Below are 17,623 nucleotides of genomic sequence, written 5' to 3' on the forward strand. Positions count from 1 at the left end.
GTCTGTGGTGGTGCTGCAGCGGTCGGCGATCAGTTCAGCGCGGACAGCTTCTTGTCGATGTCGGCCAGGCGCGTCTTCTTTTCGGCGTCGCTCAGCACGGTGTCGGCTTCGATCTTGGTGCGCTGGCCGAACAGGTCGAGCTGGCGAATGGGCACCAGTTGCTTGTCGCTCGATTCCTTGAAGCCCGAGAGCTTGGAGATCTTCATGACGATCTCTTTCTCGCGCGGATCGGTCTTGGCGTAGTTGAAGAAGAAGTTCTTCAGCTTCGTCTTGGTGGCTTCGGGCAGGTCCTTGCGCATGACCAGCGGGTCGAGCGGAATCAGCGGCGAGGTCCAGACGATCTTGATGTCCTTGAACTTCTCGGGGAAGCGCTCCTTGACCTTCTCCAGGTTTTCGCTGTTGTTGGTCGCCACGTCGACCTGCTTGTTGGCCACGGCCAGCGAATTGGTTTCGTGGTTGGCGCTGCGCGTCACGCGGAATGCGGTCTTGGCGTCGATCTTGTTCTGCGCAAAGACGTAGAAGCCGGGCACGAGGTAGCCCGAGGTCGAGTTCGGGTCGCCGTTGCCGAAGCTCAGGTTCTTGGCGTTCTTCAGCACATCGTCGAGCGTGTTGAGCGGGCTCTCGCGGTTGACGATCAGGTGCGAGTAGTAGCCCTGGGTGCCGTCGGCATTGACCATCTGCGCAAACACTTCGCCGCTGGCGCGGTCCACGGCTTCCATGGCCGACTTATTGCCGAACCAGCCCAGCTGCACCTTGTTGAAGCGCATGGCTTCGATGATGCCGGCGTAGTCCGGTGCGAAGAAGGCCGTGACCTTCAGGCCGGTCTGGCGGCTCATGTCGTCGATCAGCGGCTGCCAGTCGCCCTTGAGGTTCTGCGTCGCCTCTGTCGAGATGATGCCGAAGTTGATGTCTTGCGCAAACGCGCCGACCATGCCCAGGCCGAGGGCCAGGGCTGCACAGAGTTTCTTGATCATGGATGACTCCAAAGTGGAACGTTGGGAAAGAAAAACGGGGCACGCCGCAGCGCGCGCGAGAGTCAGGCGACCTTGGCCGGGCGCGCAGCCCATGGCATCGCCACGGGCGGTGGCAGCACATGCACGCTGGCGCCTTCGGCGGCCGGCGCGACTGGTGCAGCGGACACCGCGGGCCGCAGCAGTTCTTCGGCCTGCACGCCATACAGCTCGTGCAGCAGCGCGGGCGTGAGCGCCGACGAAGGTCCGTCGAACACCACCTGGCCCTGGTTCAGCGCCACGACGCGCGGGCAGTACTTCATGGCAATCTCGACCTGGTGCAGCGACACGACCACGGTGCAGCCGTCTTCGCGGTTGATGCGCGCCAGGATCTCCATGACCTTGCGCGACGACTCCGGGTCCAGCGAGGCAATGGGTTCGTCGGCAAGCACCACCTTGGCACCCTGCACCAGCGTGCGTGCGATGGCAGCGCGCTGCTGCTGCCCGCCCGACAGCGTGGAGGCACGCTGCGCATGGCAGTCGGCAATGCCCACGCGCGCCAGCGCTTCAAGGGCCAATGCGCGCTCCTGCGCAGTGAACAGGCGCATCCAGCTGCGCCACCACGGCATGCGGTGCAGCGAGCCCACGAGCACGTTCACCAGCACCGGCAGCCGCGCGACAAGATTGAACTGCTGGAACACGAAGCCGACCTGCGAGCGCACCTTGCGGATGTCGCAGTGAATGCGACCGCCCTGCTGCACGCAGCGCCCGTCGATCTCCACCAGCGACCGCGTCGCGCCGTCGGCCGCCACCAGCCCGGCGATGTGCCGCAGCAGCGTCGACTTGCCGGAGCCCGAGGCGCCGATGAGCGCCACCATCTCGCCGCGTGCCACATCGAGATTGATGTCGCGCAACGCATGCTTGCCGTTGGCGAAGTGCTTGTTGAGCTGTCGGATATGCAAAAGAGTGTTCATGGCGGGCCTCAAAGTCGTCTAGACAAATGCAGTCTCGCCAACCGGTATGACGCGGCAGCGACACTTCAGCGACGAGCGCGTGTCACGCAGATTTCAGATGACGCGGCGCCCTTCGCGCCAGACGCCGCGCACCAGCGGATGCCGGGTGCCATCGGGCAAGGTGCACATGCGCACCTGCACCAGGTCCGCACGCAAACCGGCTTCGAGCGCACCGCGGTCGTGCAGCCGTGCGGCGCGTGCCGGCGCCTGCGTCACCATGGCCACGGCTTGCGGCAGCGTGACGAGTGCGTCGTCCACCAGCCGCATCGCCGCGCCCAGCAGGCTGCTGGGCACATAGTCGGAAGAAAGAATGTCGAGCAGGCCGTCACGCGCCAGATCGGCCGCGGCCACATTGCCCGAATGCGAGCCGCCGCGCATCACGTTCGGCCCGCCCATCACGTTGGCAAGGCCCAATGCACGCGCCGCGCGTGCCGCCGCCAGCGTGGTCGGAAACTCCGACATGCTCGCGCCCTCGGCATGGGCCTGCTCCACATGCGCCACCGTGGTGTCGTCGTGGCTGGCAAGCGCAATGCCATGGGTGCGGCAGTGGTCGACAAAGTGTCGACGGTGCGGTTGCGCGTACTCGGTCTGCAACCTGCCCGACTCGGCCAGACGCCGCTCGAACTTGCTGTCGCTCCAGCCCTTCTTGCCGGTGTAGTACACACGCGCCAGCTCGATGTCTTCCCACTGCCGCTGGCCCGGTGTGTGGTCCATCAATGAAATCAGCGACAGCCGCGCGTGTCCGCGAAAGGGCTCGAACAGCTCGATGGTGTTGGGCGCGGGCAGCTCGCAGCGCACATGCAGGTGATGATCGGCGCGCAGCAGGTCCTGTGCGGCGCAGGCATCGAGCATGGCCAGCGTCGCGCCCCAGGTGCTGCCGCGCAGGCTTTCCGGGTCGGCCTCGCCCACGCCGAGCGCGTCGAACACCGTGGTGATGCCGGCGGCAGCCACCTCGGCGTCGTGTGCCAGCAGCGCCGGCAGCGGGTTCCAGTGCACCTTCGGGCGCGGCATCAGGTGGCGCTCGAAGTTGTCGGTGTGGATCTCCACCAGGCCCGGCAGCAGGTAGTCGCCGTCCAGGTCGATCGAGCCTTCGGCGCTCGGGCCGCTGTGAATCGCGTCGATGCGGCCACCGGCCACCGACAGTGAACCTGACACCACTTCGTTCGGCAGCACCATGCGTGCGTTGGCGAAGACCATGCGTGCGCTCATGGCTGGCTCCTGAATTCGCCGACGTTGACGCGGCGCGTGGCCACTGCGGCACCGACTTCGGCGTCGTGAAAAATCCCGACCGTGGCGGCGCCGCGCGCCGTGGCCTCGCGGATCAACGCGATGACCGTGTCGGTGTTGGCCGCGTCCAGCGACGCGGTGGGCTCGTCCAGTAGCAGCAGCGGCTTCGGCTTGATCATGTTGCGGGCGATGTTGATGCGCTGCTGCTCACCGCCCGAGAAGGTGGCGGGCGGCAGGTGCCACAGGCGCTCGGGGATGCGCAGGCGCGTGAGCCAGCGGCGTGCTTCCTCGCGCGCGGCCTCGATGCCGGCGGGGTCATCACCGGCGTCCTCGGCCAACGGTTCGGCCACCACGTCGAGCGCGGGCACGCGCGGGATCACGCGCAGAAACTGGCTGACGTAGCCGATGGTGTCGCGGCGCAGGCGCACCAGCTCGCGCGGCGTCACCTGCGTCACGTCGACCGGGCCGTCTTCCGACTGCACGGTAATGTGGCCTTCGCTCGCACGGTAGTTGGCATAGATGAGCTTGAGCAGCGTGCTCTTGCCTAGGCCCGAGGCGCCGTCGAGCACCACGCATTCGCCGGCGGAAACGCTCAGATCGACCTGATCGAACACCGACAGTTCAAGCCGGTTCTGGTGGTGCAGCGTGAAGCGCTTGGCCACGCCCTGGATGTGAAGCAATGGAGTCGTCATGGGGTGAGCACCGAAGAAACAAGCAGTTGGGTGTAGGCGTGTTGCGGGTCGTCCAGCACCTGATCGGTGAGGCCGGACTCGACCACGCGGCCGTGTTGCATCACGACCATGCGGTGCGCGAGCAGCCGCGCCACGGCCAGGTCGTGCGTGACGACGATGGCAGCCAGCTGCATCTGCCGCGTGAGCTGGCGCAGCAGGTCGAGCAGGCGGGCCTGCACCGACACGTCGAGGCCCGAGGTCGGCTCGTCCATGAACATCAGGCGCGGCTGCGTTACCAGGTTGCGCGCGATCTGCAGGCGCTGCCGCATGCCGCCCGAGAAAGTGCGCGGCGCGTCGTCGATGCGCTGCGGATCGATCTCCACGCGCTGCAGCCATTCGGCGGCGGTGGCACGCAGGCGGCCGTAGTGGCGCTCGCCCAGGCCCATGAGGCGTTCGCCGACGTTGGCGCCGGCCGACACGTCCATGCGCAGGCCGTCGGCCGGGTTCTGGTGCACGAAACCCCAGTCGGTGCGTGCCAACAGGCGCTGCTGGGCTTCAGTCATCGCGAAGATGTCCTGCAGCCCGCCGCCGCGCACCTGGAATTCGACGCTGCCGGCATCGGGATTGTCTCGTGCCGCAATGGCGTTGAGCAGCGTCGACTTGCCGGAGCCGGACTCGCCGACCACGGCCAGCACTTCGCCGGGCCAGAGGTCGAAGGACGCGTCCTGCAGCGCCACGCGGTCGCCATAGCGCTTGCCGATGCCGCGCACGCGCAGCAAAGGAGGAAGGGAAAGTGCGGCGTTCATGCGGAGACCTGTTCTTCGGGTGCGGCCTGTTCGGTGGATGCCTGCTGGCGCGACTGGCAATAGTCGGAGTCCGAGCACACATGCATGCGCGAGCCCCGGTCGTCGGTGATGATTTCGTCGAGAAAGCTGTCGGTCGCGCCGCACAGCGCGCAGGGTTCATCCCAGCGCTGCACCTCGAACGGGTGGTCGTCGAAGCCCAGGCTTTCGACCGGCGTGTAGGGCGGCAACGCGTAGATGCGCTTTTCGCGCCCGGCGCCGAAAAGCTGCAGCGCGGGGTTCATGTGCAGCTTCGGGTTGTCGAACTTCGGAATCGGCGACGGCGACATCACGTAGCGGCCATTCACCAGCACCGGGTAGTCGTAGGTGGTGGCGATGTGGCCGTAGCGCGCGATGTCCTCGTACAGCTTCACGTGCATCAGGCCGTATTCGGCCAGCGCGTGCAGGGTGCGCGTGGTGGTCTCGCGCGGCTCCAGCCGCTGCATCGGCTCCGGCACCGGCACCTGGTAGACCAGCACCTGTCCTTCGGCGAGCGGCGCTTCGGGAATGCGGTGGCGCGTCTGGATCAGCGTCGCCTCTGCCGTGCGCGTGGTGGTCTCCACGCCCGTGGTGCGCTGGAAGAAGCGGCGGATGTTGACCGCGTTCACGGTGTCGTCCGAGCCCTGGTCGATGACCTTGAGCACGTCCTTCGGCCCGATCACCGCGGCCGTGACCTGGATGCCGCCGGTGCCCCAGCCGTAGGGCAGCGGCATCTCGCGCGAGCCGAAGGGCACCTGGTAGCCGGGAATGGCCACGGCCTTCAGGATGGCGCGGCGGATCATGCGCTTGGTGCGCTCATCGAGGTAGGCGAAGTTGTAGGTGGTGGCGGTGGTCATGGCTGTTCTCCCGTGGCGTCTTCGTTCCTGCTCGAGGAGGCGCGCATCTTTCGCACGAGTTCGAGTTCGGACTGGAAGTCGACGTAGTGCGGCAGCTTCAGGTGCTGCACGAAACCGGAGGCTTCGAGGCTGTCGCTGTGCGAGAGCACGAATTCCTGCATCTGCGCTGGGGCTTCGACCGCTTCGCCCAGTTCTTCGGCGCGCAGCGCGCGGTCGACCAGGCTCATGGCCATGGCCTTGCGCTCGCTGTGGCCGAAGGCCAGGCCGTAGCCGCGCGTGAACTGCGGCGGCTCGGTCTTGCTGCCGGCGAACTGGTTCACCATTTCGCATTCGGTGAGTTCCATGTCGCCGATGGAAATGGTGAAGGGCAGTTCTTCGGGCGCCAGTTCCAGTTCGACGCTGCCCACGCGGATCTCGCCGACGAAGGGGTGGCTGTGCGAGTAGCCGCGCTGCGTCGAATAGGCCATGGCGAGCAGGAAGCCCTCGTCGCCGCGTGCCAGGTTCTGCAGGCGCGTGGCGCGGTCGGCGGGAAAGCGCAGCGGCGTGCGCGTGAGGTCCACGGGTGCCGGATCGCCGGGTGGCACCTCGTGGGTCTCGATCAGGCCTTCGTGATTGAGCAAGTCGACCACGCGCGGCGTGACGGTGGGTGCGGCCACGCCTTCGCGCGTCTCGGCCTGTTGCGATGGCTGGGCATTGGCCAGCAGCGTGAAGTCGAGCAGGCGTTGCGTGTAGTCGTAGGTCGCGCCCAGCACCTGCCCGCCGGGCAGGTCCTTGAAGGTGGCGGAGATGCGGCGGTCCAGCTGCATGCGCGCAGTGTCGAGCGCAACGCTGGTGCCCAGGCGCGGCAAGGTGGCGCGGTAGGCGCGCAGCAGGAAGATGGCTTCGACCATGTCGCCCGCCGCCTGCTTGATGGCGAGCGCGGCCAGCTCGGGGTCATACACCGAGCCTTCGGTCATCACGCGATCGACCGCGAGCTTGAGCTGCCCGCGAATCTGCGATACCGACAGCTCAGGCGTGCCCGCATCGCCACGGCGCTGTTCGGCCAACAGCTCGTAGCTGCTGAGGATGGCGGCTTCACCGCCCTTGACGGCAACGTACATCTCAAGCCTCCAGTTCTTCGATGCGGGTGGTGCGCGGCAAGCCGACGATCTGTTGCGGCGCGGCCAGGAACAGGTCGACGCCGCGCGGGAACCCGGCGTGGTTGGCGGCCCACTGAACGGTGAAGGCAGAGGCGCCGGGGTGTGGCAGGCCGTCGACCTCGATCCGCGTGCTGTGCTGGATGCCGGGCCCGCGCAGCGTCCAGCCTTGTGCGTTTCCTGCACCGCCTTCGGTCAATGCGGCCACGTCGAGCACGCAGGTGGCCGACTGGTCGGGGTAGGCATCGCTGCCATGAGCAAAGCGATCAAGCGGCGGGCATTCGTCGCCCTGCGCGACCCATGCGAACTGCGCGTTCTCCGGCGCGTCGACCAGCACGCAGCCGGTGTGAAAACGCAGCCATGCGGCGGCATCGCTGCCCGCCAGCGAAGGCGAGAGCCAGAGGGTGCAGTCGGGGTCGAGCAGCGCCAGCAGCAGTGCGGCGGATGCGGCATGGCCGCGCGACGGCGTCTGCGCGTCGTGCGGCAGCGCGATCACGCGGCCGGGGTGCGACAGCGCCTGCAGCGCCGCGCGAAACACCGACTGGCTGCCCAGTGCCGCGTCGGAAAAGCCGGCGCCGAGATTCGAGAGATCGTGCGCGTTCATTCGTCGCCCTCCTCTTCGTCGGCGCCACCGGCTTCGCGTGCGACGGTGAAGAACTCGACCTTGCTGCTCTGCGCGCGGGCGTGGCGCCGGGCGCGTTGCAGCGCGAGGTGGCGGCGCACCGGCACCAGCAGTTGCGTGTTCAGCAAGGCCTGCTGCTCGGGGTCTTGCAGCAGCGCGTCGGCCACCGCAGCCAGTTGTGCGTGGCGGTGCGAGCGGCCCAGCACGTAGGCAACGCCGACCGCCGCGCTCACATCGCCCAGGCGCAATGCACAACGCGTCACCGTGACCTCGCCCACGTTGAATCGTTCACCCGTGCCACCGGCGCGGCCCTGCACCATCACCAGCCCGGTTTCGGGTGGACGCAGCCAATGCGGCGCGCCCTGCGCATGCGCGCCCAGAGCAGGTTCGAGCAGGTCGAGCGGGGCCCGCGCCAGTGTCGCCATCCACTGCGCCCGGTCGAGGGGGCGCTCTGCGGGTTCCGTGTCAAAAGCATGAAACATGAAAGTGATATTCTGAAAGTTGTATAGACAAATTGAACAACCGGCGCGAGCTTAGATAGCGCGCAAGACGACTTCATGACAACCACAACAAGTCCTTCCGCATCGCTTCCAGCACGCACTGAACGCCCCACTCGAGAAAGTTTCTGGACCCGCATCGCCGCCGACCTTGCCGACGCCATCGCGCGCGGCGTCTATCCGCCGGGGCAACGCTTGCCCTCCGAACATGCGCTGGCAGAGCAGTTCGGCGTCAATCGCCACACCATCCGGCGCTCGCTGGCCGACCTCATCAGCCAGGGCCTGCTGCGCGCGACGCAAGGCAGCGGCACCTATGTCGAAGAGTTCGCGGTCGACATCGCACTGGGCAAGCGCCCGCGGCACCATCAGCGCCTCGCGCAGGCGGGGTTGCGGGGTGCACTGCACGTGGTGGCATCCAGCACCGTGCGCGCCACTGCTGCGCAGGCCCGCGCGCTGGATGTCGCGGCGCGCAGCACGCTGCTGTGCCTGAACCTGATCGGCGATGCCGAGGGGCAGCCGCTGCACTTCAGCGAACGCTTCTTTCCGCTGCCGCGCTTCGCGAGGCTGGAGGCCGTGGTGCGCGAGACCGGCTCCATCACGGCCGGCTTTGCGGCCCATGGCGTGGACGACTACACGCGGCGCGAAAGCCGCATCACGGCGCAGATGCCCGAGGCTCCTGTGGCCGCACAGTTGCGCCAGCCTGTTGGCCGGCCAGTGCTCTTTGTCGAGAGCGTGAACGTGGACACGGCCAATGCGCCGATCGAATACGCGCGCACCTGGTTTGCGGGCGACCGCACCACGCTGACGGTGAAGCACGATGACTGAACACGCGTCCCGCAGGGCGCACCGCTACGCCGCCTACTTCGCACCCGCCATCGAAAGCGCCTGGTGGGAAGCCGGCAGCAACTGGCTGGGTCGTTGCGCGGCCAGCGGCGCACCAAGACCGCAGCCGGTCTTCGACGGATTGCCAGCAGAGCTGCAACGCAAGGCCACTGCCGCGCCGCGCCGCTACGGCTGGCATGCCACGCTGGCAGCGCCCTTCACGCTGTGGCCGCACATCGGGGAAGCGACCTTGCGCGATGGCCTGCAAACGCTCTGCCAGGCCTGGGAGCCGTTCGCCATGCCCGCGCTCGAAGTGGCGCTGCTCGACGATTTCCTGGCGCTCGTGCCCGTGCAGCCGAGTCCCGCGCTGCGCGCGGTGGCCGGTGCCTGCGTGACGGGCCTGCATGCCTTTGCCGAACCCCTTTCGCCCGCCGAGCTTCAGCGCCGCCGCGCGGCCGGCCTCACGCCCGAGGAAGACGCGCTGTTGGTGCGATGGGGCTACCCCTTCGTGCTGGAGCGTTTCCGCTTTCACATGTCGCTGACGGGCTCGCTGCGCGACACCGCGCCCGACATGGTGGAAGCACTGCGCGCAGCGGCACAGCGACATTTCGCGCCGCTCCTGGCATCGCCGCCTTTGCGCTTCGAGGGCATCAGCCTCTTCGCCGAACCCGCGCCCGGCGCCGACTTCATGTGCCTGGCGCAGATGGAGTTGGGCCGGTGACCGGACGGCTCGTGTACGTTGCCGGTCCCTCGGGCGCCGGCAAGGACAGCCTGCTCGCGTGGCTGAAGAACCGACTGTCGCCCGACGCGCCGGTCGCATTCGCCCGGCGCACCATCACGCGCGCCGCCACCGCCGACGGCGAGCAGCACGACAGCATCGATGTGCACGGCTTCCTGCACCTGCGCGAGGCCGGCGCCTTCGGGCTCGACTGGGAGGCCAACGGCCTTTGCTATGGCGTGCGCCATGCCGAGCTGCCACCGCTGCGCGGCAGCGCCGTCGTGATCGTCAACGGATCGCGTGCCTATCTGCCGGAGGCGGCGCGGCGCTATCCGGAGATGACAGTGGTTCACATCACGGCCAGCGTCCAGACCTTGCGGCAACGCCTCACGGCCAGAGGCCGTGAGTCCGCCGACATGGTGGAGGCGCGCGTGCAGCGTGCGCTCGATTTCCGGATGCCATCGGGCATGGCCGCCATCGAGATTCACAACGACCATGGACTGGCCGAGGCCGGTGAACGGCTGGCCCACGCGCTCCAGTTGGCGGCCGTTGCGTAGGGCGCGCCCGCCGGCCTACATCTCGAACGCTTCGACCTGTCGCCCGTCGATGTCGGTGAAGCCATATTCCCGCGCGAGGTCGGCCACGCGCAGCACTTCACCGCTCTTCTCCATCACTTTCGGATCACCCGCCAGCGCCGCGACCGCCCGACCCAGGTAGCGCGGCGATTCCGTGCGTGCCAGCGCCGGCTGTTCGTGCCAGTGCGCCTCGTCGGTCTTGTGGCCAGCCAGAACGAATTCGGTGCGCATCCAGCCCGGCGACACAGCGATGGAAGCGACGTTGTGCGGTCGCAGGTCCTGCGCCATGCCAAAGGACAGGCGAGTCATCGCGGCTTTGGCGAGGTCGTAGAAGAGATTGCCGCGCAGGTAGTGGTCGCGGTCCCAGAAGGTGGTGGTGAGCACCAGCCCCTTCTTCTGGCGCACCATCAGCGGCGCGGCACAGCGGCCAGCCACGAGATGGTTGCGCACGCCACGGTCGAACATCGCGTCCCAATTGGACAGCGGGTGCTCCCAGAAAGGCGCGTCGAACACGCCGTTGAAAGTCTCGTGGCCGCCCCAGGCGTTGTTCACGAGCAGGTCGAGCCGGCCCGCGTCTTTCTCTACGCGGGCGAAGAGCGCCACCACTTCTTCTTCGCGTGTGTGATCGCATGACACGGCAATGCCGTGCCCGCCCATGCGGGTGACTTCGTCGGCCGTGTCGTCGATGCTGCCGGGCACGGCCTGCATGTCCGACAGGGCCAGCAACTGTGCGTAGGTGGTCGCGGGTTGTTCGCGTGTGCTGCGCCCGGTGACGTACACGGTGGCTCCGGCGGCGCCCAGTTCCACGGCGATGCCGCGACCCGCGCCGCGGCTTGCGCCTGTCACGACGGCCACGCAGTTCTTCAATGGGCGGTTGGCGCTTTCGTTCTGCATGTTCGGTTGTTCCTTCGATCTGCCTGCATAAGAGCCGACGAAGATAGTGCGCCCTCAGGCAGCCGTCTTGGAAGAACCCGAAATGGCCTGGTCCATGAACTCGGTCGGCGTGACGCCGCAGAGCGCGCGGAATTCGTTCACCAGGTGCGACTGGTCGTAGAAGCCGCCATCGACCGCCATGTCCGCCCACGCAGGCGAAGGCTGCAGGCGCAATGTGCGCAGGCAGGCATGCAGCCTTGCGAGGCGGCTCCAGGCGCGCGGCGACAGCCCGACGTGCCCGTGAAAGAGTTGCTGCAGGCGCCGCTCGCCCACGCCGACAGCAGCAGCCACTTCGCGCAAGGGCCGGCGTCCACCCGATGCAGTGATGAGCTGCGCCGCGCGCATCGCCATCGCAACGGACTGGCCCATGGCATCGCCCGCAGCCAGCCGGTGCTGCAAGGCGCGGTGCAGCAACGCCACTCGCGCCGCATCGCCCGGCGCCTCGGCCATGCGTTCCAGCAACTCGGCGCCTTCGCCACGCCAAAGCGCATCGAGGTGCACGGCGCTGCCGCCGATCTCGCCAGCCGGCATTCCCAGCAGGGCGGCGGCGGCGCCAGGGCGCAGCGTGACGGAGAGCCCTTCCACGCGCCGGCGCATGCGCACCACCACCGGTGCGATCGATGCGCCGATGGCTTCCGCCGCATGCCCTTCGCCTTCATCCGCGGACGGCGCGTCGCCGAAGTTGAAGACCAGCCGCACCGCGCCATCGGGCAGCACGCGCTCGCGCACCTCATGGCCTTCCGCAATGGTTTCGCGGTACAGCAGGATGTGCGAGACATGCGCCCGCAGCGCGGCCCCCACCGGGACCGCGCGCAGCGTTCCGGCGGGCACGCTTGATTCCGGCCCGTGCAAGGGATCTTCGTCGAGGCGAAGGAAGAGGCGTTCGGCCATGGCTGCTGATTGTGATGAAAACCCCGCGCTGGCGCGAGCCGCCGGCAGTCGCTGAAAATCGGCCGCTTCCGCCCGCCCCACACGAATGTCTACCGCCGCCCTCCCCGTCCTCTATTCGTTCCGCCGCTGCCCCTATGCGATGCGGGCACGGCTCGCGCTGGTCGCAAGCGGCCAACACTGCGAGCTGCGCGAGGTGGTGCTGAAGAACAAGCCACCCGAGATGCTGGCCGCCTCGCCCAAGGGCACGGTGCCGGTGCTGCTGACGCAAGACGGCACGGTGCTCGAACAAAGCCTGGACGTGATGCGTTGGGCGCTGCAGCGCAACGACCCGCACCGCTGGCTGCAACCCGACGCCGGCACGCCCGAAGACATGCTGGCGCTGGTCGCCACATGCGACGATGAATTCAAGCCCCAGCTCGATCGCTACAAGTACCCCGGCCGGTTCGCGGATGCCGGGGATTCGGCGCGCGAGCAAGGCGCCCGGTTCCTGCGCGATCTCGAAGCCAAGCTCACAGCCTCGCCCCACCTGGCCGGCACGCACGCCACGCTGGCCGATGCCGCCGTCATGCCCTTCGTGCGCCAGTTCGCAATGGTCGAGCCCGCATGGTTCGACGCGCAACCCTGGCCGCGCCTGCACGCCTGGCTGTCCGGCTGGACCGCTTCGGATCTGTTCGCACGCGCCATGCACAAGTACGCGCCCTGGCAAGGCGGCGAACGCGGCGTCGACTTTCCCCCGGCCTAACCCGCCGTCGCAGCCACGGACGCGCGCTGCACGCATTCCACAAAGTGCTGCGCCGCCGGCGTCAGCAACTGGCCCTTGCGCTTGATGACGCACACGTTCAGCGTCGGCAGCGTTTCCTGGATGTCCACGCGGCGGATGCCGTGGCGCTTGAAGGTGAGCTTGACCAGCGGCTCGACGAACAGGCCGATCAGGTCCATGTGCCCGACCAGCCCGAGCGCCACCGTGACCGACTGCCCCTGGATCACGCGCGTGGGCGGTGGCAGGCCCAGCGGCATGAACAGCGGCGCCACCGAGTCGCTTCCCCGTTGGTCGTGATCGTCGCCCGGCAGTATCCACTCGGCCTCGTACAGGTCCATCAGCGAGCGGCTCGCGCGCAGTGGATGGCGCTCGCGCAGGCCGACCACCAGTTGCACGGGAAACAGCTCGATGGCCTCGAACTGCGGATCGAGCTTGCCCGGCACCACGTGGGCGACCGCGAAATCCAGATAGCCGTCGCGCAGCCTTGCCAGCATCCACGGCAGCACCGCTTCGCTGAACTGCACGTCGACCGCGGGCAGGCGCGTGTGGAAGTCCTTGAACGCGGCGGGCAGCACGGTCAGCGCGAACGAGGCGCTGACAGCGATCGAGATGGAGCCGGTGGCACCGTCGCGGATCTGCGTGATCTCGTCGCGCGCACGTTGCATGTCGGCCAGCAGCAGCCTGGCCCGGGGCGCGAAGGCCCGGCCGAATTCGGTGAGCCGCACGCCCTTGACGCTGCGCTCCACCAGCGGCGCGCCGACCTCGCGCTCCAGTTCGCGCACGATCTTGGTCACGGCCGGCTGTGAGATGCCTAGCACGCGCGCGGCGGCGCGAATGCTCATCTGCTCGACCACCGCCACGAAGGCGTGCAACTGGTTGGGTTTCATGAAAACTAAAAGTTATCTTTAACGCCCAATTATTGTCTTTTCATGACAGCGGCGAGTCTCTAGCATCCGGCGCGGTCGGGGTGTAGATACCTTCGACCGACATCCACGAAAAGCAAAGCACACACTGGAGAGACATGAACATTCCAAGCACGCCGTCCTCGGCGCCCGCGCGCAGGCGCCAGACCATCGTGGCGACCACCATCGGCAACGGACTGGAGTTCTTCGACTTCACGGTCTATGGCTTTCTGGCCCTGGTGATCGGCAAGCTGTTCTTTCCGACCTTCAATTCGTACGGCCAGTTGCTGCTGACGGTGGCCAGCTTCGGTGTCGGCTTCATCATGCGACCGCTGGGCGGCATCATCATCGGCGCGTACGCCGACCGCGCAGGCCGCAAGAAGGCCATGACGCTGACCATCTTTCTGATGGCCCTGGGCTGCGCAATGATCGCCTTCACGCCCACCTACGCCAGCATCGGTGTCGCGGCGCCCATCCTCATCGTGCTGGCGCGGCTGATCCAGGGCTTCTCGGCCGGCGGCGAAGTGGGCGCATCGACCACGCTGCTGGTCGAACACGCCACGCCGGCCAACCGCGGCTACATGGCAAGCTGGCAGTTCGCAAGCCAGGGCCTGGGCGTGTTGCTCGGCGCCGCAGTAGTGGGCGTGCTGACTGCCTCGCTGTCCACGGAAGCCATGCAAAGCTGGGGCTGGCGCGTGCCGTTCGTCCTCGGCATGCTGATCGCGCCGGTGGGCATGTACATCCGCCGCCACCTTGAGGAATCGCTCCACATCTCGCCGGAAGAAGCCGCCAAGCCACGTGAAAGCAGCCTGAAGATCGTCTGCACGCAGCACGGCAAGACGGTGCTGGCCGCCATTCTTGCGCTGGTCGGCGGCACCACGGCCGCCTATGTGGTGACCTTCTACATGCCGACCTACGCCGTGCGCGAACTGGGCCTCACGCCATCGGTGGCGCTGATCGGTGCGGCTCTGACCGGCCTGATCTCGTTCGCGCTCGCGCCCTTCGTCGGCAAGCTGTCGGACGTGGTGGGCCGCAAGCCGCTGATTCTGTGGAGCCGCGTCGCGCTCGCGATCCTGATCTACCCGGCCTTCCTGTGGCTCAACACCTCGCCGACGCCGACCGTGCTGTTCATCGTGCTGGGCGCACTGAGCGTCGGCCTCGTGGCGCAGACGGTGCCGGGCATCACGATGCTGCCGGAGATGTTCCCGAAGGCGGTGCGCGCCAGCGGCATGTCGCTGGTGTACAGCGTGGGCGTGGCGCTGTTCGGTGGCTTCGCGCCGTTCATCAGCACCTGGCTGGTCAATGCCACGGGCAGCAAGCTCGCACCGGCCTGGTACCTGGTGGGAATGACGGTGGTCTCGCTGCTGGGCCTGCTCTGGCTGCGCGACCACACCGGCCGCGACATCGATGCCGCCAACGCGTACGCGCGAACCTGACTGACAACACATTCGCCCCCACTTTCCGGACAGGAGCCATTCCATGCAAACACAACGCACCGCCGCCACCCGCCATTTCTCGGGCACGTATGTCGAAGCCCGCGCCAAGTTCCTTGAAGCCGCTGCGCAGCGCGGCGCGGCCATTGAATCCTTCGTGCTCGAAGCACACCGCGGCGCGCTCGGCGAAGAACTCGCCACCGACGTGGCGCTGATCGGCGCGAAAGACGCCAAGAAACTGCTGCTCGTGACCTCGGGCACGCACGGCCCCGAAGGCTTCTGCGGCTCGGGCGCGCAGGTCGCCACGCTGAACGACGCCGATCTGCTGAGCCGGCTCGAACAGGCCGGTGTGGCGCTGCTGCTGGTGCATGCGGTGAACCCGCACGGTTTTTCGCACCTGCACCGCACGAACGAAGACAACATCGACCTGAACCGCAACCACATCGACTTCAACACGCCGCTGCCGGTGAACGCCGGGTACGCCGAGGTCGAGCCGCTGGTGCTGCCCGCAAACTGGCCGCCCACACCCGCCGATGACGCGGCCGTGGCCGCCTACATCGGCAAGCACGGCATGACCGCCTTTCGCGCGGCCGTCACCAAGGGCCAGTACACCTCGCCCGACGGCCTGTTCTACGGTGGCACCGCGCCGTCGTGGAGCAACAAGACCATTCGCGCGATCCTGCGCAAGTACGCGGCATCGGCCACGCACATCGGCTGGATCGACGTGCACACCGGCCTTGGCCCCTACGGTCATGGCGAGAAGATCTACCCGGGCCGCAACACGCCCGAAGACCTCGCGCTGGCGCATGCATGGTGGGGCGCCGATGTGTTCGCGCCCTTTGCCGGCGACTCGGCTTCAGCCGACGTATCGGGGCCGGTGATTTCGACCGCCTACGACGAATGCCCGAACGCGCGCGTCGCGCCGATGGGCCTGGAGTTCGGCACGCTGCCCGACCTGGAGGTGCTGGTGCGCCTGCGCGCCGACACCTGGCTGCGCCGCCATCCCGAAGCATCGGAAGCGCAAAAGCGCGAGATTCGCGCGCAACTGCGGGACGCCTTCTACTGCGACAACGAAGAATGGAAGGGCATGGTGCTGGGCCAGACGCGCGTCGTGCTGCTGCAGACGCTGCAAGGCTTGCGCAAGGCCTGATGTCGACGAGTCCGGCAGACGCCGGACTTCTTCTTCAGCCGAAGTTCGGCGCGCGCCGCTCGCGCAGCGAGGCCACGCCCTCGCGCACGTCGGCGCCCGCGAAGCCCATGAATTCGAGCGCCAGCGAGGCGTCGAAGGTCGGGCCGGCCTGGCGCAGCCAGTTGTTCAACGCGTACTTGGTCAGGCGGATCGCGCTCTGGCTGCCGGCGGCCAGCCGGTCGGCCACTTCGTAGGCGCGCGGCAGCAGGTCAGCCTCGTCCACAGCGAGCGACACGAGGCCGATGCGCTCGGCCTCCTCGCCGCTCACCGGCTCGCACAGCAGCAGGTGGTACTTGGCCTTGGCCATGCCACACAGCAGCGGCCACACGATGGCCGCATGGTCGCCCGCCGCCACGCCGAGCCGCGTATGTCCGTCGACGATCTTCGCGTTCTTCGTGGCGATGGAAATGTCGGCCAGCAGGCCCGCCACCAGCCCCGCACCCACTGCCGGGCCATGCATGGCGCTCACGATGGGCTTGTCGCAGTTGATGATGTTGTAGACGAGGTCGCGCGCCTCCCTCCACACGCGCTGGCGCACCGCGTCGTCGGTGGTCATGTCCTGCACCATGGCGAGGTCACCGCCGCCCGAGAAGCCCTGCCCTTCGCCCCGCAGCACCGCGCAGCGCACGCTGTCGTCGGCCGACACATCGCGCCAGATTTCGGCCAGCTCGCGATGGCCGTCATGGCCCGCCGTGGGCAGCTTGCCGTTGGCCGCGCGCATCTGGATGTCGAGGACCGCCCCATGGGTGCCTCGGCGCGTGATGGCAAGGGTCTGGTAGCGGGCGTAGTCCATGGCGGGTGTCTCTTTCGTCTATTTTCTGGCCGCCACTTCGCGGCAGCGCTGCACGTTGGCATCGAAACGCGACGCCAACCCGGGTTCGCACTCTTCGGAAGGCGTGAGCTTGCACATGCCGACCACCGCGTAGTCCATGACCGCCGCCGTACACATCGGGTAGGCCGCCAGATCGGGGTTGGCCTTGACCTTGAAGCCCCAGCGCTCGGAAAACTCCACCGTGCGGACCATCGCGCCGTGGAAGAAGCTGCGGTCTTTCGCGGCAATGGCGGCCTCCATGCGGGGCAATTCCTCATTCAGGTAACCGACCGAATCCAGCGGAAAGACGGACGGGTCCTGTTGCGCGACGGCCAGCGAGGCCGCCAGCACGAGGGGCAAGGCGACAAGGGTGCGTGGCAGCGAACGGAACATGAAGCGGATGGGCGTGCGGTGGTGTTGCATGGCTTCGGATTCTGCAACGTTTGGAAGCATTTTTGAATTGGAAACGATGCGTCGGCGCTACGTCGTGATTTCGACGCCCGGTGGAGCGGTCGGCATTTACCGGCCCTTTTTCTGTTTGTCGAACTTGCGCCAATACTGGAATTCGTCCTCGTGCACTTCGAGGTCGACTTCCGAAAGCCGGGACTGCAAGCGCTCCTGCACGTCGGTCACGGCCTTGTTGTAGACGACCGGGCCAACCTCTTCGAGAAAGAAACCGAGCAGCGCACCGGCTCCAATGTTGCCGATCGGCTCTTCCATGTTCTCGCGGAAATAGCGCTCGATCGACGCGATGGCCTGCTGTCGCGCTTCCTTCGATATCTCGATGCTCACGGT

General features: G+C 67.4%; 21 protein-coding genes. 6 read left to right on the forward strand and 15 right to left on the reverse strand.

Annotation, left to right across the window (positions count from 1 at the left end; genetic code table 11):
* Window positions 1-29: 29 nt before the first annotated feature.
* The 9 genes from phnD to phnG all read right to left on the reverse strand — a co-directional run bounded on the left by phnD (window position 30) and on the right by phnG (window position 7,779).
* Window positions 30-974 (reverse strand): phosphonate ABC transporter substrate-binding protein, encoded by a 945-nt coding sequence (gene phnD, locus H7F35_RS00965; protein ID WP_187111132.1) that lies wholly within the window; start codon window positions 972-974, stop codon window positions 30-32.
* Between the two features lie 62 nt (window positions 975-1,036).
* Window positions 1,037-1,924 (reverse strand): phosphonate ABC transporter ATP-binding protein, encoded by an 888-nt coding sequence (phnC, locus tag H7F35_RS00970; protein WP_187111133.1) that lies wholly within the window; start codon window positions 1,922-1,924, stop codon window positions 1,037-1,039.
* Between the two features lie 93 nt (window positions 1,925-2,017).
* Window positions 2,018-3,172: an alpha-D-ribose 1-methylphosphonate 5-triphosphate diphosphatase gene (locus H7F35_RS00975; RefSeq protein ID WP_187111134.1), complete on the reverse strand. Its 1,155-nt coding sequence runs from the start codon at window positions 3,170-3,172 to the stop codon at window positions 2,018-2,020.
* Window positions 3,169-3,882 carry a phosphonate C-P lyase system protein PhnL gene (gene phnL, locus H7F35_RS00980; protein WP_187111135.1) on the reverse strand — a complete coding sequence of 238 codons (714 nt, stop codon included), beginning with the start codon at window positions 3,880-3,882 and terminating at the stop codon, window positions 3,169-3,171. Before phnL ends, H7F35_RS00975 begins: the two co-directional genes overlap by 4 nt.
* Window positions 3,879-4,667 (reverse strand): phosphonate C-P lyase system protein PhnK, encoded by a 789-nt coding sequence (gene phnK / locus H7F35_RS00985; RefSeq protein WP_187111136.1) that lies wholly within the window; start codon window positions 4,665-4,667, stop codon window positions 3,879-3,881. The genes phnL and phnK overlap by 4 nt, the downstream gene beginning before the upstream one ends.
* Window positions 4,664-5,539, reverse strand: a complete 876-nt coding sequence (locus tag H7F35_RS00990; protein WP_187111137.1) for an alpha-D-ribose 1-methylphosphonate 5-phosphate C-P-lyase PhnJ — start codon at window positions 5,537-5,539, stop codon at window positions 4,664-4,666. The genes phnK and H7F35_RS00990 overlap by 4 nt, the downstream gene beginning before the upstream one ends.
* A complete protein-coding gene (locus H7F35_RS00995; RefSeq protein ID WP_187111138.1) occupies window positions 5,536-6,639 on the reverse strand; it encodes a carbon-phosphorus lyase complex subunit PhnI in 1,104 nt (367 codons plus the stop codon). The genes H7F35_RS00990 and H7F35_RS00995 overlap by 4 nt, the downstream gene beginning before the upstream one ends.
* Before the next feature lies 1 nt (window position 6,640).
* Window positions 6,641-7,279, reverse strand: a complete 639-nt coding sequence (phnH, locus tag H7F35_RS01000) for a phosphonate C-P lyase system protein PhnH (RefSeq protein ID WP_187111139.1) — start codon at window positions 7,277-7,279, stop codon at window positions 6,641-6,643.
* Window positions 7,276-7,779 carry a phosphonate C-P lyase system protein PhnG gene (gene phnG / locus H7F35_RS01005; RefSeq protein WP_187111140.1) on the reverse strand — a complete coding sequence of 168 codons (504 nt, stop codon included), beginning with the start codon at window positions 7,777-7,779 and terminating at the stop codon, window positions 7,276-7,278. Before phnG ends, phnH begins: the two co-directional genes overlap by 4 nt.
* Before the next feature lie 75 nt (window positions 7,780-7,854).
* Here phnG and phnF point away from each other — a divergent pair, with 75 nt between their 5' ends.
* From phnF to phnN, 3 genes are read left to right on the forward strand one after another with little or no spacing between them, the layout of a single operon-like run.
* Entirely contained in the window at window positions 7,855-8,619 is a 765-nt protein-coding gene (phnF, locus tag H7F35_RS01010) for a phosphonate metabolism transcriptional regulator PhnF (protein WP_187111141.1), read from the forward strand.
* Window positions 8,612-9,337: a DUF1045 domain-containing protein gene (locus tag H7F35_RS01015; protein WP_187111142.1), complete on the forward strand. Its 726-nt coding sequence runs from the start codon at window positions 8,612-8,614 to the stop codon at window positions 9,335-9,337. The genes phnF and H7F35_RS01015 overlap by 8 nt, the downstream gene beginning before the upstream one ends.
* Window positions 9,334-9,891, forward strand: coding sequence for a phosphonate metabolism protein/1,5-bisphosphokinase (PRPP-forming) PhnN (gene phnN / locus H7F35_RS01020; protein ID WP_187111143.1), 558 nt, complete (start codon window positions 9,334-9,336; stop codon window positions 9,889-9,891). The genes H7F35_RS01015 and phnN overlap by 4 nt, the downstream gene beginning before the upstream one ends.
* A 15-nt stretch (window positions 9,892-9,906) precedes the next feature.
* Here the strand turns inward: phnN and H7F35_RS01025 are convergent, their stop codons facing one another.
* Together H7F35_RS01025 and H7F35_RS01030 are read right to left on the reverse strand one after the other, a co-directional pair.
* On the reverse strand, window positions 9,907-10,803 hold the full coding sequence (locus tag H7F35_RS01025) for an SDR family NAD(P)-dependent oxidoreductase (RefSeq protein ID WP_187111144.1): 897 nt from the start codon (window positions 10,801-10,803) through the stop codon (window positions 9,907-9,909).
* A 54-nt stretch (window positions 10,804-10,857) separates the two neighbouring features.
* Window positions 10,858-11,733, reverse strand: coding sequence for an AraC family transcriptional regulator (locus H7F35_RS01030; protein ID WP_187111145.1), 876 nt, complete (start codon window positions 11,731-11,733; stop codon window positions 10,858-10,860).
* Between the two features lie 85 nt (window positions 11,734-11,818).
* Between H7F35_RS01030 and H7F35_RS01035 the strand changes: the two genes are divergently transcribed.
* Window positions 11,819-12,475, forward strand: a complete 657-nt coding sequence (locus tag H7F35_RS01035) for a glutathione S-transferase (RefSeq protein ID WP_187111146.1) — start codon at window positions 11,819-11,821, stop codon at window positions 12,473-12,475.
* On the opposite strand, the gene H7F35_RS01040 is transcribed toward H7F35_RS01035, so the two are convergent.
* Window positions 12,472-13,380 (reverse strand): LysR substrate-binding domain-containing protein, encoded by a 909-nt coding sequence (locus H7F35_RS01040; protein WP_187111147.1) that lies wholly within the window; start codon window positions 13,378-13,380, stop codon window positions 12,472-12,474. The genes H7F35_RS01035 and H7F35_RS01040 overlap by 4 nt on opposite strands.
* A gap of 134 nt (window positions 13,381-13,514) precedes the next feature.
* Between H7F35_RS01040 and H7F35_RS01045 the strand changes: the two genes are divergently transcribed.
* The gene (locus tag H7F35_RS01045; protein WP_187111148.1) at window positions 13,515-14,831 is read left to right on the forward strand and encodes an MFS transporter; all 1,317 of its coding nucleotides are present in this window, start codon (window positions 13,515-13,517) and stop codon (window positions 14,829-14,831) included.
* A 43-nt stretch (window positions 14,832-14,874) separates the two neighbouring features.
* Window positions 14,875-15,978 carry a M14 family metallopeptidase gene (locus tag H7F35_RS01050; RefSeq protein WP_187111149.1) on the forward strand — a complete coding sequence of 368 codons (1,104 nt, stop codon included), beginning with the start codon at window positions 14,875-14,877 and terminating at the stop codon, window positions 15,976-15,978.
* A gap of 34 nt (window positions 15,979-16,012) precedes the next feature.
* Here H7F35_RS01050 and H7F35_RS01055 read toward each other — a convergent pair whose 3' ends face one another.
* The 3 genes from H7F35_RS01055 to H7F35_RS01065 form a co-directional block, all read right to left on the reverse strand.
* Window positions 16,013-16,810: an enoyl-CoA hydratase/isomerase family protein gene (locus tag H7F35_RS01055; protein WP_187111150.1), complete on the reverse strand. Its 798-nt coding sequence runs from the start codon at window positions 16,808-16,810 to the stop codon at window positions 16,013-16,015.
* Window positions 16,811-16,828: 18 nt separating this feature from the next.
* Window positions 16,829-17,251, reverse strand: coding sequence for a hypothetical protein (locus H7F35_RS01060; protein WP_187111151.1), 423 nt, complete (start codon window positions 17,249-17,251; stop codon window positions 16,829-16,831).
* Between the two features lie 96 nt (window positions 17,252-17,347).
* Window positions 17,348-17,620 (reverse strand): DUF2164 domain-containing protein, encoded by a 273-nt coding sequence (locus H7F35_RS01065; RefSeq protein WP_187111152.1) that lies wholly within the window; start codon window positions 17,618-17,620, stop codon window positions 17,348-17,350.
* Between the last annotated feature and the right edge of the window lie 3 nt (window positions 17,621-17,623).

The organism is Variovorax sp. PAMC26660 (genome assembly GCF_014302995.1).
Taxonomy (GTDB): domain Bacteria; phylum Pseudomonadota; class Gammaproteobacteria; order Burkholderiales; family Burkholderiaceae_C; genus Variovorax.

Coding starts and splice junctions, on each gene's coding strand:
- phnD (WP_187111132.1), bottom strand. CDS start 974: ATGATCAAGAAACTCTGTGCAGCCCTGGCCCTCGGCCTGGGCATGGTC.
- phnC (WP_187111133.1), bottom strand. CDS start 1,924: ATGAACACTCTTTTGCATATCCGACAGCTCAACAAGCACTTCGCCAAC.
- H7F35_RS00975 (WP_187111134.1), bottom strand. CDS start 3,172: ATGAGCGCACGCATGGTCTTCGCCAACGCACGCATGGTGCTGCCGAAC.
- phnL (WP_187111135.1), bottom strand. CDS start 3,882: ATGACGACTCCATTGCTTCACATCCAGGGCGTGGCCAAGCGCTTCACG.
- phnK (WP_187111136.1), bottom strand. CDS start 4,667: ATGAACGCCGCACTTTCCCTTCCTCCTTTGCTGCGCGTGCGCGGCATC.
- H7F35_RS00990 (WP_187111137.1), bottom strand. CDS start 5,539: ATGACCACCGCCACCACCTACAACTTCGCCTACCTCGATGAGCGCACC.
- H7F35_RS00995 (WP_187111138.1), bottom strand. CDS start 6,639: ATGTACGTTGCCGTCAAGGGCGGTGAAGCCGCCATCCTCAGCAGCTAC.
- phnH (WP_187111139.1), bottom strand. CDS start 7,279: ATGAACGCGCACGATCTCTCGAATCTCGGCGCCGGCTTTTCCGACGCG.
- phnG (WP_187111140.1), bottom strand. CDS start 7,779: ATGTTTCATGCTTTTGACACGGAACCCGCAGAGCGCCCCCTCGACCGG.
- phnF (WP_187111141.1), top strand. CDS start 7,855: ATGACAACCACAACAAGTCCTTCCGCATCGCTTCCAGCACGCACTGAA.
- H7F35_RS01015 (WP_187111142.1), top strand. CDS start 8,612: ATGACTGAACACGCGTCCCGCAGGGCGCACCGCTACGCCGCCTACTTC.
- H7F35_RS01025 (WP_187111144.1), bottom strand. CDS start 10,803: ATGCAGAACGAAAGCGCCAACCGCCCATTGAAGAACTGCGTGGCCGTC.
- H7F35_RS01030 (WP_187111145.1), bottom strand. CDS start 11,733: ATGGCCGAACGCCTCTTCCTTCGCCTCGACGAAGATCCCTTGCACGGG.
- H7F35_RS01035 (WP_187111146.1), top strand. CDS start 11,819: ATGTCTACCGCCGCCCTCCCCGTCCTCTATTCGTTCCGCCGCTGCCCC.
- H7F35_RS01040 (WP_187111147.1), bottom strand. CDS start 13,380: ATGAAACCCAACCAGTTGCACGCCTTCGTGGCGGTGGTCGAGCAGATG.
- H7F35_RS01045 (WP_187111148.1), top strand. CDS start 13,515: ATGAACATTCCAAGCACGCCGTCCTCGGCGCCCGCGCGCAGGCGCCAG.
- H7F35_RS01050 (WP_187111149.1), top strand. CDS start 14,875: ATGCAAACACAACGCACCGCCGCCACCCGCCATTTCTCGGGCACGTAT.
- H7F35_RS01055 (WP_187111150.1), bottom strand. CDS start 16,810: ATGGACTACGCCCGCTACCAGACCCTTGCCATCACGCGCCGAGGCACC.
- H7F35_RS01060 (WP_187111151.1), bottom strand. CDS start 17,251: ATGCAACACCACCGCACGCCCATCCGCTTCATGTTCCGTTCGCTGCCA.